We start from the raw sequence: 16,399 nt of genomic DNA on the forward strand, positions 1-16,399 counted from the left end.
GGACGGACGAACTCCCACTCGGCATCCGACAGTTCATGGCGACGTATCACCCGACCATGATCCACCACGCAAGATCATTTGACGACAGACCCTAGGTCACCCCGATACGCTGGCTGCCCGCCATCAGTGGGCGTTCTTCACCGGAGAGAGCGGCGATTCGCAGGCGGCCGCATCCGCATTCAGTGAACTGGTGACTGCCGTAATCGCCGCCCTGGGTCCGGAGCACGCCGACACACTGGCCGCGCGGCACCAGCAGGCCTACTTCACTGGAGAAGCGGGAGAGACCCAGGCGGCCGTCCGACAGTTGCAGGCTCTCCTCGACGACCGATTACGGCTGGAAGGACCCGACCACCCGCAGGTTCTTGCTGCCCGGCGCAGCCTTATCTGGTTCTTCAGCCTGCATGGCGATCTCGCCGAGGCAGAGCGGCAGTTGGGCGAGCTCCTGGCGGATGCCCAGCGATGCCTCGGGCCGGACGACCCGCACACACTCGCCATACGCAGCACCCAGGCAGCTTTTGCAGCCCGGGCCGGACGGACCGTCGAAGCCACCGTGGCGTTCACTCAGCTGGTGACCGACCGAAGTCGCGTCCTTGGCCCCGACCACCCGCATGCCATCCACAGCCGTCTGCAAAAGGCTCAGGCGCTGGTTGGTGAAGGCTGCAGCGAGCAGGCGCGAGATGAACTCACGCAGATTCTCAACGACGCGCAGCGTGTCCTCGAGCCTGGGCACCGTCACATGGCCCTCGCGGGAACCCTGCTCGCCCGACTGCAGCCCCTATGAGGAGCAAGAGCCTCTAGACTACCTTCCCGAGCTGCCGGCCGAGAATGCACGAGGCCGCGTTGTCAGGGTCCGTCTACGACGCTGGATTGCATCCTCCCGTCCGGTTTCACACCGCAACCCGGACGCGAACTGAGCAGTCCTTACCGCGACCGCCCTGCACGGGCGGTCGCGGTGACCGGGACACTGATCAAGCACGGGGGAAGCCGGATGGTGCGCAGCGGGGATCGGCAGGCTCGGTTAAGGGTGCGTCGGCGCCCCCGACCGGTTCGGGTGAGGGAGCGCGGGGACGAGGCGGAGCAGGCACGGATGGTCAGGCAGGAGCCGGTCCGACCGTGGTGGCGGCGGTTCGACTGGACCCTGTACGCGACCATCCTTTCGGTGCTGGTGGCGGCCGGCGGCCTGGCCTTCACCGGTGTAAGCACGTACTACGCCACCCAGGTTGCCATCGACCAGCTGGAGCAGTCCCGGGAGGATGCAGGGGCGCAGGAGCGCCGACAGGCGTCGATGGTCTCCGCCTGGTCAGAGCGGCAGAAGAACGGCGGGATCAGCGGCGTGCTGGCGAACCGGTCGCTGGACCCCGTGACAGCCGTCTACGTCAAGGGCACCGCCACGTCTCCCGGAAAGACCGACGGCCAAAGTTTCCTCGTCCTGATCGAAACCCTCCCACCGTGCTCGAAGATCTCCCTCCCGGCAAATGTAGTGGGGCGTAAGGCAGACGAGTTCGCGGCCGACGCGCGCATCCGAGTAGAGACGGTCTGGTTCCGTGACGCGCAGAGCCTGGGGTGGAGGCGCCAGAGCGACGCCCCTCTGGCGCCCTCGGCAGGCCCCCAGGAGCTCCCGGAGCTGAGCAGAAACACCAACAACAGCAACAACTTCAGCAAGCGGCTCGCAGAGGCGGTAGCGGCCGCCAAGCCCATGACCAAGTGCGGGGAGTAGTCCGGCCCACGAGCGCCCGCTCGAGGCTGCACGATCATCTCGTCTGGCAGGTCAGCGCCCCAGTCGACAACGCAGCCGCACGCCTGCTTCAGCGGAGTCCAGCTGATCTGGGCCGTTGCCGATGCTGTGGCCTGGCGCCGACTAACGAGCTCGTGCGTGGTTGGCGGTGGCGCATCGGCCCCCTGCTCGTTGATCATGGTCTGTGTGGTGGGGAACCGGGCACGTGTGTCGGATTCGTGATGGGGCATGGCGCAACCGGTTCGGCGGGGTGCTGCTCTCCAGGGGCAGACGGCCCGGTCACCGGCCGGTTCGGCTGCGTCGGTGGTGGTTGCGGCCCCAGGTTTCGGTGTCGACGGGGCGGCCGCGGTTGTCCCACACGTAGTGGCGGCGGTCCTGGTAGAGGTCCGTGCGGTTGTCGCCGCCGGCGCCGTCAAAAGACCACAACCCCACTGGTCCCGGCTGAGATTGGTGACCGACACGGCGGGCACAACCGCAGACAGCGGCCCTGCAGGCGAGCCATCAGTGGGCGATGCTGTCGATGAGGTCGCGGGCGCCCTGGCGCAGGAGGGCGACGGCGACGGAGGTGCCGAGGGTTTGGGGATCGAGGCGTCCGGCCCATTCGTGGGCGTTGAGGACGGTCTTGCCGTCGGGGGCGAACACGCAGGCGCGCAGGGAGAGTTCGCCGCTTCGTCCGGCTTTGGCGTAGCCGGCGATGGGGCTGTTGCAGTGTCCTTGGAGGACATGGAGGAACATGCGCTCGGCCGTGGCCTCGCGATGGGTGTCGGGGTGGCCGAGGTCGCTGACCGTGTTGATGAGGGCGGTGTCGTCCTCGCGGCACTGCAGGGCGAGGATCCCGGCGCCGATCGGCGGCATCATCTGCTCAGGGGACAGAATCTCGGTGATCACGTCCGTGCGGCCGATCCGCTCAAGACCGGAGACGGCCAGCAGCAGTGCGTCGGCCTCGCCTGCGGCGAGCTTTTCCAGGCGGCGGTTGGCGTTGCCGCGGAACGGCTCACATTCCAGATGCGGATGGGATGCCGCGAGCTGGGCGATGCGGCGGACCGAGGAAGTGCCGATGCGGGTGCCGGGCGGCAGCCGGTCGAGGGTGAGGCCGCCGGGGTGGATGAGGGCGTCGCGGATGTCATCGCGCTTGAGGAAGGCGGCGAAGGTGGTGCCGGCCGGGAGCGGCCGGTCGGCGGGAACGTCCTTGACGCAGTGGACCGCCAGGTCAGCCTCGCCTGCGAGGAGCGCGGCGTCGACTTCCTTGGTGAACGCGCCCTTGCCCTCCACCTGGGAGAGGTCACCCATCCACTTGTCACCGGTCGTCTTCACCGGCACCACCGTGGTGCGAGTGCCAGGGTGGAGCGCGGCCAGCTCGGCGCGGACGCGCTCCACCTGGGCCAGTGCCATCGGTGAGTCGCGGGAGACGATACGGATCAGCTCAGGGGCGGACATGCCGCCCACGATAGACCCTCACACTCGAGTCCCGATGAGCAGCCCGGAGGCCCATCTCAGCGGTGTGACAAGCAGGTTGGGGTGTTCGGACAGGCGTGCGAGGAAGGTGTCGACCCGGGGCTGGTGGTCCTCTGGCCAGGTCGGCTGGGGAAGGAGGTCGTCGACGATGTAGAGGCCGCCGGGCTCGAGCAGGGCGATGAGGTCGGCGAGTCGGTGGAACTTTCCCGGGCGGCAGTCGACGTAGGCGAGGGGCGGGCCGGTGTAGGTAGTGAGCCAGGTGTCGGCGTCGGCTGATTCGAACGTGACGCGGGCGTCGTGGTCGAGGTGCTTGGCCGCGACTGCCTGCGCCGCGGGATCGGCTTCGATACTGGCCAGGCGGGTATCGGGGCTCATGCCGTGGAGCAGCCAGGCCGTGCCAGCGCCGACGCCGGTGCCGAGCTCCACCATGTGGCCGCCTGGTTTGGAGGCGGCGAGGGTGGCCAGCAGTGCGCCGGTGCGCTCCTCGCAGGACATCGCGAAGCTGAGCGTGGCCGCGTCGGTGAGGATGGAGTCGAGTGCGTTCGGGCGGAAGGGGGGTGTGTCATCCACGGTGCGCCTCCAGGTAGGCGGCGGCCGCGCAAGGAGACCGCCGTGGCCTTCCCGTACTCCGTGATCCAGCGTCCATGGCTGCAAGATCTGCATCCGGCACTCACGGACAGCGGTGTTCCCTCCCGGTCGTGCCCCAGGTGTCCGGGTCATTCAGGCCGGGCGGCTGGTCGGGCAGAAGGCCGCAGGCCATCCAGGTGGTCACGCTCTTGTCCAGGTGTGACTCGAGAATGTAGACGGCCTTATTCGGTGGGTACTTGTTCCGGGTGTCGAGCGAGAGGAGTCCGGATGCGCCCGAGAAGTTTTGGATGCCTGGATTCGACAGTCGCGCGTACACGTCCGTCGACTGGAAGCGGGCGTCGGTGTTTTCCGAGGTCTTGTACTGGGCGTAGACCGAGTTGATCACTTCGGAGGCCACGCGGAGTGCATCATAGGCTCCTGCTGCATTTCCCTCCGGCACCGTCCCATTTGTGAATACGTCCCGGAAGTGGGAAGTGAACTCCGAGTACGGACTGTCCGGGGTTTCCTTTCCGTTGGAGTTGTTGAACATCACGTAGTAAGGCTTCAGTACGGAATGCTTCTTGAGCATGTCTGCGGGGTCCTGAAGGTACTTGGCTGCCGTGCTCTCGGAGAGGACGGCTACCTGTTTGCCGTCCGATTTGCGGCAGTCCGCGGCGCCTTGCAGTGCGTCGAACAGCTCTGGCATTTCTCCGGAGCGTCCCGCGTAGACGATGAACCCGCCCGTGGAGCGGACCTCGGTGCAGACGTTTCTGGCCACTTCGGAGACGATCTGCCCGTTCCGGTTTTCGTAATAGGGAACGCTGACTATGTCTCCGCCCTTGTATTTCTCCGAGAACTTCTCCTTCAGATCCGCACTGAAGAATTCGTCATCCGGGTCGTAGACCACGACCGCCGTCCTGTCGCCGTCCACGTTTGTTGTCAGCTCGCCGATCTGCTCGGAGTACCTGGAGAACTCCGCCATGACCTCGGCGGTGCGATCGTTCGACGGTGACACCTGAAAGTAGTAGGAGGGGGATTTTTCGTCGACCATCTTGCTGCCCGTGACGGAATTTCCGATGATGGGGATGCTCGCTGCGGAAAGCTGCTGCACAGCAGCGAATGACGACGGCCGGCTCTGCGTGATTCCGATGACTGCCGCGATCTTGTCCCGGTCCTTGCGGTCGATGATCTCCTGGGCGACATCGGGACCCGTGGAGCGCTGCGAGCCGTACGCGAAGTACTTGCCCGAGTTGGCGATCAGAAGACGCACCTGAACGATGTCGCCCTCTCTGCCGTTCACCTGGTTCTGCGCGGCCAGGGCGCCTCGCAGGCTCTGGATGCTGACCGGAGTGGAATCGCCGGGCTCCGCGGTCAGTGGCGCAAAGAACACCAGGGTGCGGTACGGCCGTCTACTGTTCACGACCGCGTCGTTCTGTTGCGCGGCGATTTTCTCCAAGGCCAGCAGTTCGTCGTCCCGGCCAGCCACTCCCAGATGGCATTCCCGACCGTCGGTGACACCCACGATCTCCCCGGTGCTCACAAGCCGACACGAGGGCGGCCGGTCGGCGTCCTCCATGACGAAGAGCGTCGCACCGGCCACGAGGGCGAGGGCCACGAGCGGAGCCCCCACCGCCCGTACATAGTCACTCCGGCCGTTCGCCCTCACAGGGACCTTCGGATTCGTGTCCAGCCACCGCTCCGCGGGGCCGTCGTCATCGCTCGCGGACAGGGGAACGAGGTAGACGGCGGAGGCGGAGCCCCGGGCATAGAGCGCGTGCACCTTGTCGGCAACGCCTGTGACGCTGCGGGGATCGGTTGCCACGGATTGGGCGTACGAGGGAGGTTCGCCGGCGAGGGCGCCGAGGACCATCAGCGGAGCGGGCCGCTCGGTACGGACAAGGTCCGCATAGGTGTCGAGCAACTGGCGGACGGGCGTGCCTTCGTCACCCACTGCTGGCAGGAGCAGCACGAAGGGCCACTGCCGCCGGGCCCGGTAGATCCACAGCCTGGACGGCCTGGCCGCTCTCGACAGGTCGTTCAGCAGGGCCATGAGCAGCATGCGCTGGACCAGGGCGTGGTTTCCCCGGGAGGTGCCGGACCTGGTGATCGCCAGCGCCATCCGCAGGAAGTTGGGCCCCTTGGGGCGCCGGGAGCCGACCCAGCGCAGGCTGCGGCGTCTGCTGAGCCAGAGGCCGTAGACCCGCCGGGGAACTCCGACGACGAGCAGCTGGAACATCGAAAGCCAGATGTTCACCAGGAAACCGGTGCCCGTGGCGCCCGCCAACCGTGCAAGCGTCCCCAGGAGCGGCCGGCGGCCGAGAAGTTGGAGGTAGAGCTCGTCACGCAGGCGCCGTCGCTTGCTGGCGGCCGAACCGGCACCCACCGATACGTCCAGAACCGCACGGCAGGTGTGGAAGCGGGGAAGCCTGAGTTCGCCGGCATCGTGCGGCATGGAGTTCTCGAGCTGGTCGACGATGCTGTCGAGCAAGGCGACATGCTCTTCGACTGCTGCGTCCGCGTTTTCGCCTGGGTCGGGGGCTGGCGGAGCGAAACTCCCATCTTCGATCAGGGCATGCGGGACAAGGTCGATCGTCCGGTCGAGGTCCTGCTCGCAAAGGCGGTCTTGGTAGCCCACGATGACCGATCGCGCGACAGCGCCGGCTGCACGGGCGGCGGCTACGGAGTCGGAAGGACCGGAAGCGCCGCCATCCCGCCGCAGCAGCATCACCGGTAACCGCCGGCTTCCGTTCCGGTTTCCGGCGAAGGCATCGAATTGCTCGATCAGGTACTCGATTCCCTGGGGAAGCGGCCGCTGCACACATGCTCCTTCGAGCTTCCGGGCGGCCCGGCGCCGCTGTCCATCCATCCTGTGGATACGCCGCAGCGAAGCAGGACAGCGGACAGAGCGATCACGATCGGCCTGGCCTGCCGAGGCAGCGGATTCCAGACACGCTAGCGGTGACGGGGCGATCGCCGTGGGTAAACAAGCTTGTTGCCAGGGGCCTTGGCGCGCTGATGCCACGCAGTCCACGCCCCCAGACGGCGACAGATGCCCGCAGGCGCTCCCCGTGGCCCGCCGACGGACTCCGTTCGAGGACGGACGCCAACTCCCCACTCCTTTAGACGTCAGCCGAGCGGACCGGTCTGCCCCTTGCTGAAGCCGGTGTCCGGCGCCATGTGCGCGGGAAGCGGTGCGGCGTTCAGCGGTCGGACGGGGGCCATTGGGAGACGCCTTGGCGGATTTCGTCCAATGAGTCCTGGAGCAGGGCTTTGGCACGGGTGAACCAGTCCGCCAGTACGGCGATTTCGTCCGGGGTGTAGTCGGCGAAGAGCATGCCCAGGCGCTCGTAGAAGGGGCCGTAGACCTCGAGGATGCGTTCCAGTGCGGACTTCTCCATGACCACTTGGACCCGTCGGCGATCTCGCGGGTCCGTCTGGCGACGGATGTAGCCGGCCTTCTCCAGGCGGTTGAGGACACCGGTCACCGCTCCGGTGGTCAGCCGGGCCCGGTCGGCGAGGTCGCCCGCCACGAGGGACTCGCCGGCCGTGGCGGCCTCGATGAGGAAGCCGAGACAGGTGAGATCCGTGACGTTGAGGCCGAGCCGCCGCGCGATGTCCTGCTGCCCGAACTGTGCGGTCGCGATCATCCGGTCCATCGCGTACAGCGCCTGGTCGGCTGTCGCCGCCGGACGCGCCTTGCCCTGCACCACACATCCCCCTAGCATCCAAGTAATTTATCTCGCGAGATAAGATATTCCTGAGCGGGTGAGCCCGGTCAGCCGCTCCAGCATCCCATTTCCCGAGGAGACGGCCATGAGCATGCACGCAGACCACGACATGGGCCACACGGTCGCCGGCTGGGCAGGCACCGCCATAGCCACTGCCGGCAGCACGCAGATGGCGGTGGCGTTCGCCGCCGGCTCGACCACAGGACTCGTGCTGGGCGGCGCCGTCGTCGCCTTCGCCGCGCTCACCAGCTGGCTTCTTCACCTGGCAGGGTGGGGCAAGGCCACCGGACCACGGCCGGTCGCCCAGCAGTCCTGGCGCGTCCGCGACACAGCGGCACGGCGGGGCCACCCCGACTGCCTCGGCTGCCGTCTTGCAGGGCGCAGCCCCGCCGCTGCCCCGGTCGTCGTCCCTGCCGTCGAGGTCGCGCCCGCACTCGCGGAGCAACCGTCGTAGCCATGGTTTTCTCGGTGAGGACAAGGAACGGTCGCCGTCAGCACAGGGCGCCGAGGGGGTCTGGCTCCGGGCGCGCGCCGAGTATCGCCGGCCTTGCCCCGCCCCGACCCTGCTGGCGTCCCAGCAGGGTGTCGGCCGGCAGCTGCGCGCGCCCCTTGACGCTCCCCAGGTCCGCGCCGTTCAGATTCGACCCTGCGCAGAGGCGGTGAGTCGGATGATTGAGGCTCGAACCGTCCACCAGCACACCGTCCCCCGTCGTTTTCTGAGTCCGTTCCGCTCGCTCGGGCGATGCCCTCGAGTTCCTGCTGATCGCTGCGACGCTGACGCTGCTGGGCATCGATCCTGTTGCGCATCGCGTGCAGCTGGGCCGGATCGGCAGCGACCTCGGGCGGTACCCGCGACATGGCGCCCGAGGCGAACTCCCCGTGCTCTGGGGCCTGGAGTCGTCTCTACGTACAGCTGGTAGCGCATGCGCGCGACCTGCTGCGGGTCTTCCGGCTCTGTCCTGGCGAACTGTCCGCTGTCTGGCCGGGTCGGCGTCAGATCCGCCAGGAGCGGATACGGTCGGCCGCGTCGTACGCGTCGGTTCGGCCGGCGTCGATGTCACGTGCGAGGTCGATCAGGGCGCCGTACGGCGGGTTGATGCCTTCACCGGCAGCGTCCATGTAGGCCACGGAGATCGCTGATCCGAACAGGGCGTTGCGGGCCGGGAGAGGTTGTAGCCGGATGATGGCGTGCATCAGCGCGGCCGCGCGCCAGGCGTTGTCGACGGTGACGCCGACCTGCGGAGTGTTGACGCGGTGGCGGGCGACGGCGGCCACCAGGTTGGAGAAGTCGTGGACGGACGGCTGCTTGGGCAGGACCTCCGCCTGGCGCTCCAGGAGCCACCGGATGTCGATGTAGAAGTCCACGGTCAGGCGGCCCGTCGCGAGGCGTCCGGCCGGTCGGGGGCGTCATGGGGGAAGGCCTCGTCGAACGCGGCAGCGTTGTCCGTGAGGAAGGCGCGGAAGACTTCCGCGGCGCCCTCCAGGCGGGGGTCGCGGACGGCGTTGCGCGCGGCTTCGGTGATGAGCGAGGTGACCGTGGTGCCTTCTGCTTCGGCGCGCGCCTGCAGTTGCGCGTGGAGCTCTTCGGGGACTCGGATCGTCACTGGTTTCGACATGCTCCGAACGTACAGCAGGGCGTACAGCACCGATATCGGTTCGACGGAAATGAACCGATGCGGCTGACATCCTTAAACCGTGTCCTGCGTGGTGAGGCTGCGGGTAGCAGCAGATGGCAGCTGCCAGCTTGAGAAAGGCAAGGTAGTTGCCCGGCTGTCGCTCGGAGCGGTGGTTGAGTCGGCGGTAGCCGGTCAGCCAGGAGACGGTTCGGTTCGATGACCCATCTTCGGCGGCCGAGACGTTCGCTGGACTCGCAGGTGGGGGACGTCGTACGCCTTGTCCGCGTGGAGGCGTTGGGGTTTGGATTCGGCTGCGTGGGATTCGTGTCCCATGTGGAAATGGGACAGCATCGGCTTCAGCGCCTGGCTGTCGTGGGTGTTGGCCGCGGAGAGTTCTACCAGCACCGGCTGGGCATCGAGGCCACCGTCTCCCAAGGCGTCCGTACCTTCGGCCTCCGGCGGTCCCGATATCGCGGCCGCCCCGAGACCAGTCTTCAACACCTCTTCACCTCCACCGCGATGAACCTTGCCCGGCTCGACGCCTGGATCACTGGCACACCCCGGGCCGGAACTCGTATCTCCCGCTTCGAACGACTGCGTCCCGCTGCCTGACGGCAGCGGGACGCAGTCAGAGGGGCCATTTACCAACAGTGTCCGCAGGGCTGGCCCCCTTCCCGTGTGTGGTCAGCCGGTCAAGGGCTGCCACCGGTCTTCCTGAGCGGGGTCGATACTGCTGAGCCACACCAGCGCCCCACCGATCAGGCCAGGCTTGTCCCGCGTGGCCAGGGCCGGGGCTTCAAGCATGTCGGCAGCCTCTTCCAGGTAGGTGACAAGCGTGTCGAGTACCTCGCCGGGGCCTTCGTTGTAGCGGGACCAGCGGCCCAGGTAGCCGGTCGCGGCGTCCAGGTACAGGCCCGAAGTGCTGTCAGCCGGGCCCAAGGCGACAACCGGAATCCAGGTCGGCTTCCACACGGTGATCCGCTCGTCTTCGGGGCGGTCGGCGTTGAGGGTGTCGTGGTCGGCCTGGTTGTCCATCTTCAGCCGGTAGGCGCCGGCCACCGCGTCCAGGGTCATCAGAGCACGGTTGCCGGGCAGGCATCCCCAGCCGTTGGCCCCGTCGTCGCCCGCGGTCAGCAGCCACAGGACGCGCAGCTCGACAGGTATCTGAACGCCAAGGTCGTCTTCCAGGGCGGCGAGGGCGGCGGGGCTGGCGCCGGCGCGGAGCGCGGCGTACGAGTCGGGGGCGTTGTGCTGGAGCCAGCGGGTGATGCGCTGCCAGGCGTCGGCGATCTCCCGTACGGTGACCGCGGCAGCGGCAGTGTCGGCAGGCTGCTCCTGCTCCTGGTCCTGGTCCTGGTCCTGGTCCTCCGCGGCGGGCTCGGCGGAGGGGGCCGGGTTCACGTACCGGATCTCGATCCGGTCGGGCTCACGGATATAGCCCACGTTCAGGGTAGGGCAGTCCTCGAACGTGTCCCCGTCGATCATCACGCTGAGGATGCCGGGCAGACCCGAGGGCTCGCCCATGTCCGGGTCGTCGGCCAGCTGGCCGGCCAGAACCTTCAGCGCGTAGGGGACGCCGGCGCCGAGCTGGGCGGAGGTGCCGCGTACGAGCGAGGAGATCTCGACGTTCACAACCTGGTACTCCCTGCTGGTCGGATGGAGGACGGTGCCCCTCACACAGTAGGACGCCCGCGCCCACCGGCAGGTAGTGACGGCGTCCTGCCGTGCGTGGCGTGAGCGGCCCCGGCACGGCGAGGCTCGGCGCGGCCTGATGGGAAGGGATCCTCCTCGTCGTGAGCCGGCGTGGGTCGTCGGTCGTGACGTTGCGGCCCTGGGTCTGTTGCGGCGTGTGCTCCCACCGCGTCACGCCGGACTCGGTCAGCCTCGTGACCGTTGCGATGTCGCTGTCCTTGATCGTCGATGCCCAGTCCGGAGCACCGTGCGCCGGCTCGTCGGCGAGCAGGATGAACCGAGTGCCGCCAGTGCCGGGGAGCAGGGCCGTCCTGAATGCGGTGGGTCACAGCGGGCTCCGCTCCGGCCGAGTTGCCGGCGCGGAAGGTCACGAGGAAACGAGAGTTGGCGGGGCGCGGTGGTGATGAAGTTGTTCTGCGCTGATTCCACACGCGAACGCAGATCCAACCAACTCTCCTCGAGGAATCGTCAAGACCTGTGGATCAAGTCAGTTGGGCTGGTCCCGGTGCAGCAGCTGACGGCATGCTGCATTTCGAACGCGGCGGGTTCGTCCGCGCTCGGCCAGCAGCCTGAGGGCCTCGGGTGAGGTCACGGTCTGCGTGGTTGCGGCCGAGTGCTGGAACCAGTCGGATGCGCTCGTGAGCTCCTCGGCGGTCCATGGGTTGCCCAGGGCGATGGTTCTGAGCAGGGTCCATTCGTGCAAGGCGCGGGCGAGGAAGTCGCGATCCGCGATCACCTGGGAGAGGGTCTGGGCCCAGGACGTGAAATGGGGGTCGGTCAGCAGGGCGGCGGCCCGGCGGTCCAGATGGCGGCCCACCGCACTGTCCGCCATCGTCGTGTCCTGGTCGTGCAGGACGGCGGCCACCAAGTCGGCCTCGTCCGCCTCGGCGACGGCTTCCAGAGCCTCCAGATAGCGGGCGAAGCGCCGGTGCTCGGCGGGCTCCTCGTCGGTGTGGAGGCCGGTCATGCCTATCCCTTCCGGCCGCTCAACCAGCTGGCCGCGCTCGAAACGGACTCCCGCCCGGACCAGGGCAACCAGGTGGGGCGCGTTGACCGCGCGCCAGCGGGCCTGCGCAGATTCGATCAGCTTGAACACCATACTCAGCGCGGCGGCCCGACTGCCGGCGCCCTTGGTGACCTTGGTGCGCAGCCGCACGGCCGGCCGGGACCCGGTCCTGGAAGACCACAGCCACGGGGTAGCGGGTCTCCGCCCGCCGGGCAGGCGGTCGACCTGGAGCCGGATCAATGTGCCCTCGGTGACGGGGAGTTCGCCGTCATGGGCCGATCCAGGCCGGGCGGGCCTCTCCCGCCCGGCCGGGACGGGACGTTCCCCGGAGGCCGGTCGGGCCTCCGGGGAACACATCGGCGGTAAGCGGGATTGCCGCTACTGGACGATCTTGAGGAGCTTGTTCGGGGAGCCGGTGCCCGGGCTGGTCACGACACCGGCGGTGGCGCCGTTCACGAGGGCGGTGGCGACCTGCGCCGGCGTGGCGGAGGTGTGCCCGGCCAGGTAGAGGGCCGCGGCGCCCGCGACGTGCGGGGTGGCCATCGAGGTGCCCGAGATGGTGCTCGTCGCCGTGTCGTTGGTGTTCCAGCCCGCTGTGATCGAGACGCCCGGCGCGAAGATGTCGAGGACTCTGCCGTAGTTCGACCAGCTGGCCTTGGCGTCGGTGTTGCTCGTTGCGCCGACGGTGATGGCCTGTGTGACACGGGCGGGCGAGCTGCTGGACGCGTCGACTCCTTCGTTGCCGGCTGCGATCGCGTAGGTCACGCCGCTGGCGATGGAGTTCTTGACGGCCGTGTCCAGCGCGGTGCTGGCGCCTCCGCCGAGGGACAGGTTGGCGACCGAGGGGCCGCTGTGGTTGGCGGTGACCCAGTCGACGCCTGCGATGACGCCGGCGGTGGTGCCGGAGCCGTCGTCGTCCAGCACGCGGACGGCCACGATCTTGGCCTTCTTGGCGACGCCGTACGTCGATCCGGCGATGGTGGTGGCCACATGGGTGCCGTGGCCGTTGCCGTCCTGGGCGGTGGTGTCACCGTCGACCTCGTCGTATCCGTACGAGGCCCGGCCGCTGATCTGCTTGTGTGTGATCCTCACGCCGGTGTCGATGACGTACGCCGTCACGCCGCTGCCTGCAGCGTCTGGGTAGGTGAACGTACCGGACAGCGGCAGCGCCGACTGGTCGATGCGATCCAGGCCCCAAGGGGCGCTGGGCTGAGTGGCGTCGACGTGGACGCGCTGGTTCTGTTCGACCGAGGCGATGGCCGGGTCGGCGGCGAGGCTCTTCGCCTCCGTCGCGGAGAGCTCGGCGGTGTACCCGTTGAGGGCGCTGCCGAAGGTCTGCTTCACCGCCCCGCCGTACTTCGCTATCAGGCCCTTGCCCTGCTGCGTGGCGGCGCGGAAGCCCGCGTCCTTCTTCAGCGTAACGATGTAGCTGTCCTTGATCGCGGTCGGCGAACCGGCCGCGAGCACGGTGCCCTCCGTCGGGGCCGCCTGCGCGGGAAGGGCGGTGGCCGAGCCGAGCAGGGTGGCCGCCGTGGCGACGGTGATCGCGATCGCGATCCGGGAGTTCTTGGTGCTGCGCTTCTGTGCCATTACGAGGGAGTCCTCCTCTAGGCGGCGCGCTGTGGGGACGCGCCCTGTGGGGGTCATGTGCGTGATGGCGCACACGGCTCGGACCGGTGTGTTCCGTCCCGGGCATGAGCAGCACACTGTTCGATCTACGGGCGTAGATCAAGGGAGTTGACGCTTTGTCACGACCCTGACATGCGGCCGCAATCGAAGCTCCATGAGTCAGCGGGGCTGATGGGCGCCGACCTGCCGTCGTGGCAGATCGTTGCGAGCAGTCCGGTCCCCGGTCGATCGTCGAACAGGCTCCGGTGTGAGTCGGGCTGCTCCACTACGGCCGACAGCTCGGTCGTCCTCGCCCTCCCGGTCGCGCCGGCCAGTCAGGTCGGGGGAGGTCTGGTCGCTTCAGGGCGCCTCTGGCCGTTCGTGGCGCCGGCGGTGTCGATGAGTCGGCGCAGTCCCGATCGCTCACGGCGCTTGAGCACCAGCAGAACGGCCCGTGGCGACAGCGGGCTGAAGACCGCTGGTTACCGCCCATTGGCCGTCCGGATGCGCGAGGCGGGCCGGCGAGTTCGTGGAGGCGCAGTGTGAATCAAACGGAAGCCACTGCGCCATCGAGGGATTCAGCCGGCTCGCCTACGCCGAAGCGCTGCCCGACGAAAAAGCCGATGGAGCCCTCGCCCGCGTCGAAGCGCGCAACTGTCGTGCTGCTGGCTACCCGTGGGTGCTCCAATGCCCGGATATCCGCGCAGAGGCGGCTGCACGTGGACACGGTGCGCACCTGGCGTGGCAGGTTCGCCACCGGCGGCTTGCCCGCCCTGGCCGCCCGCAAGTGGCCGGTCGGCAGGCCTCGTTCACCGCGTTGCAGGTCGCCGAGGTCAAGGCGCTGGCGTGTCAGTTACCCGCCGAGACCGGCACCCCGCTGTCTCGCTGGTCGTGTCCGGAGCTGGGCCGGGAGGTGGTCGGCCGGTCCATCGCCGGGTCGATCGCCCCTTCCACCGTGCGGCGCCGGCTCAATCAGGACGCGCTCAAGTCGTCGCAGCAGTCCTGGATCTTCGTGCGCGACCCCGTCTTCCGGCCCAAGGCGGCGCGCGTGCTGGATCTGTACGCCCGCACCTTCGACGGCGCCCCACTGGGCGAGGACGAGTACGTGATCTCCGCGGACGAGAAGACTTCCATCCAGGCGCGCTGCCGCTGCCACCCGACCCTGGTACCCGGGCAGGCCGGGCGATGCGCGTCAACCACAAATACGACCGCGGCGGCGCGTTGGCCTACCTGGCCACCTACGACGTCCATCGCGCCCGTGTGGGGGCCCGCCGCCTGGCGCCCCACCACCGCCACCCTCGGACGGGCCAAGCAAGGGGCAGCGTCGTCGATCGCGCGGCCGGTATCGACGTGGGCGCCAGCCAACACCGCCAGGCGGCGGTCAGCCCGGACCGCTCTGCAGGGACGGCGGACAGTTGGAAACGGTGGGTCATTACTGGGGGCGGCGCCCATGAGCAGCGAGCGCAAGGGCCTGTTAATAACCTGAGGGAAGGAGGCGCCGCCCGTCACCCGATGGGTGACGGGCGGCGCCGTGGGGCTGCCCCTGGTGGAGAACGGGCTGGTCAGTACCTAAGAGGAGCCCTTCGGGCACGACTTCCAAGCCCCATCGGCTCTGCCGATGAACACAGACGCGCTGCGCGCGGCGACCTACAGGAGCAGGGCGGCGCGTCCCTCAGCGACCCTCTGCGGCTCTCGGGTCATCGTCGTTCCCGACGCCGACGCCGAGTTCGACGCTCCTGGCCCCCTTTACGCGCCATCTCGCGCCTGTTCTGCCTGATAGCTCACCCCGGGGTGCAGAGTGTCTGCCCTAGTGAGCGGCTGCTGTTCGCCCCCGCTTGGCGCCGGAATCCCAGCCCGGACAGATCCTGCCTGCGCCCCGGGGAGACGCTCCCAAGCCTGTACGGGCCGACCGGGACCGAATGGCTCCCCCCGCCCTGTACGGGTCCTGAGGGCCCGGAAGGCAGCGACGCGACGGGGCGCCACAAATTTTCACCTCTTCTGGTGGTGCGAGAGACAACCGTCCGCACCCACAAGCGGATGTGGCGTTCTCCTTGGGACAGCGGCTCCTTAGAACCCCGGGAGTTGCGGAGCTAACCGACCGGTCGAGCACATTCAACGCGGCACTACCGACCGCTGATCTTCCATCCCTGGCGCCTGGCCCTGGTTCCGCGCGCCCAAAATCAGGAGATCCACATGGACCCCGTCGCTCTGCTCGTGACGCTTGTACTTGGTCTGGCGATGATTTGCGCCACCGCCGTCTGCATCGTGGCGCTCTGCCGCACTCACCGAACCGACGTTGTAGCTCTGGTGCGAGAGCTGCCCCAGCTCGTTGTGGCTCTTCTGCACCGTAGGCGTCGCCCCTGACCGTTTCACGGTTGGCGGGAATCAGCCCAAAAGTTGGCTTATAGGGGGTTGTTGCGGCTACATCCTGATGTGCTGCAGTAGTCGTAGAGCTAGCCCTCAAGGCATAGAGAGGCCCTGCTCCCAGGAACGTATGGGAGTAGGGCCTCTTTGCGTTCACGAGGGCATGGAACGGGCCTGCCACGGGTGCTCCCGGGAAGTTGCGACCGGCGGCGGGCCTTGAGCCACCAGGAGGGGCCCAGTCATGGAAGTACGTACCCTTGGCCTGCTGACAGCGGGCGCACTCGTCATAGGCATCGCGTACCTCAACCCACCGATCGGCATCGCCGTGGTAGTTGGCGTCGCTGTTGTCGCCCTGCTCCACGAAATTGTCAGCAAGTAAGTAGCTCTCAAGTGGCCGGAACGATGGAACCACTGTCCCGGCCACTTAGCTACAAGCATCGTGCGCCTGGCAGGGCATGGGACCCGTGTGCAACTGACGATCACCGATTACGCCTGGGTCGTGGTCTTCTGCTTGAGGCGTTCGTAGGGCGTCTGGCCGCCGTGGGGGCGATGGTAGTTGTAGTAGTCCTCCCACTCGCGCAGCTTGTCGTTGAAGACCTCGGCGTCGTCGATGATGACGCCGTCGAGG

Annotated in this window: 15 protein-coding genes and 3 pseudogenes; 7 read left to right on the forward strand and 11 right to left on the reverse strand. The window is 67.9% G+C overall.

The window, feature by feature from the left end; genetic code table 11:
- Positions 1-190: 190 nt before the first annotated feature.
- Together ACFYWI_RS37355 and ACFYWI_RS37360 are read left to right on the forward strand one after the other, a co-directional pair.
- Entirely contained in the window at positions 191-781 is a 591-nt protein-coding gene (locus ACFYWI_RS37355) for a tetratricopeptide repeat protein (protein WP_389240469.1), read from the forward strand.
- Positions 782-1,087: 306 nt separating this feature from the next.
- The gene (locus ACFYWI_RS37360; protein ID WP_389240471.1) at positions 1,088-1,717 is read left to right on the forward strand and encodes a hypothetical protein; all 630 of its coding nucleotides are present in this window, start codon (positions 1,088-1,090) and stop codon (positions 1,715-1,717) included.
- A gap of 519 nt (positions 1,718-2,236) precedes the next feature.
- Here ACFYWI_RS37360 and hemC read toward each other — a convergent pair.
- The 4 genes from hemC to ACFYWI_RS37380 all read right to left on the reverse strand — a co-directional run bounded on the left by hemC (position 2,237) and on the right by ACFYWI_RS37380 (position 7,464).
- The gene (gene hemC, locus ACFYWI_RS37365) at positions 2,237-3,172 is read right to left on the reverse strand and encodes a hydroxymethylbilane synthase (protein ID WP_389240473.1); all 936 of its coding nucleotides are present in this window, start codon (positions 3,170-3,172) and stop codon (positions 2,237-2,239) included.
- Positions 3,173-3,190: 18 nt separating this feature from the next.
- The gene (locus ACFYWI_RS37370) at positions 3,191-3,760 is read right to left on the reverse strand and encodes an O-methyltransferase (RefSeq protein WP_389240475.1); all 570 of its coding nucleotides are present in this window, start codon (positions 3,758-3,760) and stop codon (positions 3,191-3,193) included.
- Between the two features lie 100 nt (positions 3,761-3,860).
- Entirely contained in the window at positions 3,861-6,575 is a 2,715-nt protein-coding gene (locus ACFYWI_RS37375; protein WP_389240478.1) for an ABC transporter substrate-binding protein, read from the reverse strand.
- Positions 6,576-6,957: 382 nt separating this feature from the next.
- On the reverse strand, positions 6,958-7,464 hold the full coding sequence (locus tag ACFYWI_RS37380; protein ID WP_389240497.1) for a MarR family transcriptional regulator: 507 nt from the start codon (positions 7,462-7,464) through the stop codon (positions 6,958-6,960).
- 106 nt (positions 7,465-7,570) lie between these two features.
- Here ACFYWI_RS37380 and ACFYWI_RS37385 point away from each other — a divergent pair, with 106 nt between their 5' ends.
- Complete coding sequence (locus tag ACFYWI_RS37385) at positions 7,571-7,939, forward strand: HGxxPAAW family protein (RefSeq protein ID WP_389240480.1); 369 nt, start codon at positions 7,571-7,573, stop codon at positions 7,937-7,939.
- A 539-nt stretch (positions 7,940-8,478) separates the two neighbouring features.
- Here ACFYWI_RS37385 and ACFYWI_RS37390 read toward each other — a convergent pair.
- The 3 genes and pseudogenes from ACFYWI_RS37390 to ACFYWI_RS37400 all read right to left on the reverse strand — a co-directional run.
- Positions 8,479-8,850 (reverse strand): toxin Doc, encoded by a 372-nt coding sequence (locus ACFYWI_RS37390; RefSeq protein WP_389240482.1) that lies wholly within the window; start codon positions 8,848-8,850, stop codon positions 8,479-8,481.
- Positions 8,851-8,852: 2 nt separating this feature from the next.
- Entirely contained in the window at positions 8,853-9,101 is a 249-nt protein-coding gene (locus ACFYWI_RS37395; protein WP_389240484.1) for a YlcI/YnfO family protein, read from the reverse strand.
- A 103-nt stretch (positions 9,102-9,204) separates the two neighbouring features.
- Positions 9,205-9,509: pseudogene (locus ACFYWI_RS37400) on the reverse strand (transposase); the annotation flags it as partial.
- On the opposite strand from ACFYWI_RS37400, the gene ACFYWI_RS37405 reads away from it, so the two are divergent.
- Complete coding sequence (locus tag ACFYWI_RS37405; protein ID WP_389240486.1) at positions 9,441-9,713, forward strand: transposase; 273 nt, start codon at positions 9,441-9,443, stop codon at positions 9,711-9,713. The pseudogene ACFYWI_RS37400 and the gene ACFYWI_RS37405 overlap by 69 nt on opposite strands.
- Before the next feature lie 72 nt (positions 9,714-9,785).
- Here ACFYWI_RS37405 and ACFYWI_RS37410 read toward each other — a convergent pair whose 3' ends face one another.
- From ACFYWI_RS37410 to ACFYWI_RS37420, 3 genes and pseudogenes are all read right to left on the reverse strand, one after another.
- Complete coding sequence (locus ACFYWI_RS37410; protein WP_389240488.1) at positions 9,786-10,733, reverse strand: hypothetical protein; 948 nt, start codon at positions 10,731-10,733, stop codon at positions 9,786-9,788.
- A 1,030-nt stretch (positions 10,734-11,763) separates the two neighbouring features.
- Positions 11,764-11,997, reverse strand: a pseudogene (locus ACFYWI_RS37415) (IS256 family transposase); the annotation flags it as partial.
- Positions 11,998-12,177: 180 nt separating this feature from the next.
- A complete protein-coding gene (locus ACFYWI_RS37420) occupies positions 12,178-13,389 on the reverse strand; it encodes a S8 family peptidase (protein ID WP_389240490.1) in 1,212 nt (403 codons plus the stop codon).
- 641 nt (positions 13,390-14,030) lie between these two features.
- Between ACFYWI_RS37420 and ACFYWI_RS37425 the strand changes: the two are divergent.
- Positions 14,031-14,168 (forward strand): annotated as a pseudogene (locus ACFYWI_RS37425) (IS630 family transposase); the annotation flags it as partial.
- A gap of 26 nt (positions 14,169-14,194) precedes the next feature.
- The gene (locus ACFYWI_RS37430; RefSeq protein ID WP_389240500.1) at positions 14,195-14,893 is read left to right on the forward strand and encodes a hypothetical protein; all 699 of its coding nucleotides are present in this window, start codon (positions 14,195-14,197) and stop codon (positions 14,891-14,893) included.
- 626 nt (positions 14,894-15,519) lie between these two features.
- On the opposite strand, the gene ACFYWI_RS37435 is transcribed toward ACFYWI_RS37430, so the two are convergent.
- Entirely contained in the window at positions 15,520-15,753 is a 234-nt protein-coding gene (locus ACFYWI_RS37435) for a hypothetical protein (protein WP_389240493.1), read from the reverse strand.
- Positions 15,754-16,012: 259 nt separating this feature from the next.
- Here ACFYWI_RS37435 and ACFYWI_RS37440 point away from each other — a divergent pair, with 259 nt between their 5' ends.
- Positions 16,013-16,150: a hypothetical protein gene (locus ACFYWI_RS37440; protein WP_389240495.1), complete on the forward strand. Its 138-nt coding sequence runs from the start codon at positions 16,013-16,015 to the stop codon at positions 16,148-16,150.
- The last annotated feature ends 249 nt before the right edge of the window (positions 16,151-16,399 follow it).

The sequence above is a fragment of the Streptomyces sp. NPDC002889 genome (assembly GCF_042888425.1).
Taxonomy (GTDB): Bacteria; Actinomycetota; Actinomycetes; order Streptomycetales; family Streptomycetaceae; genus Streptomyces.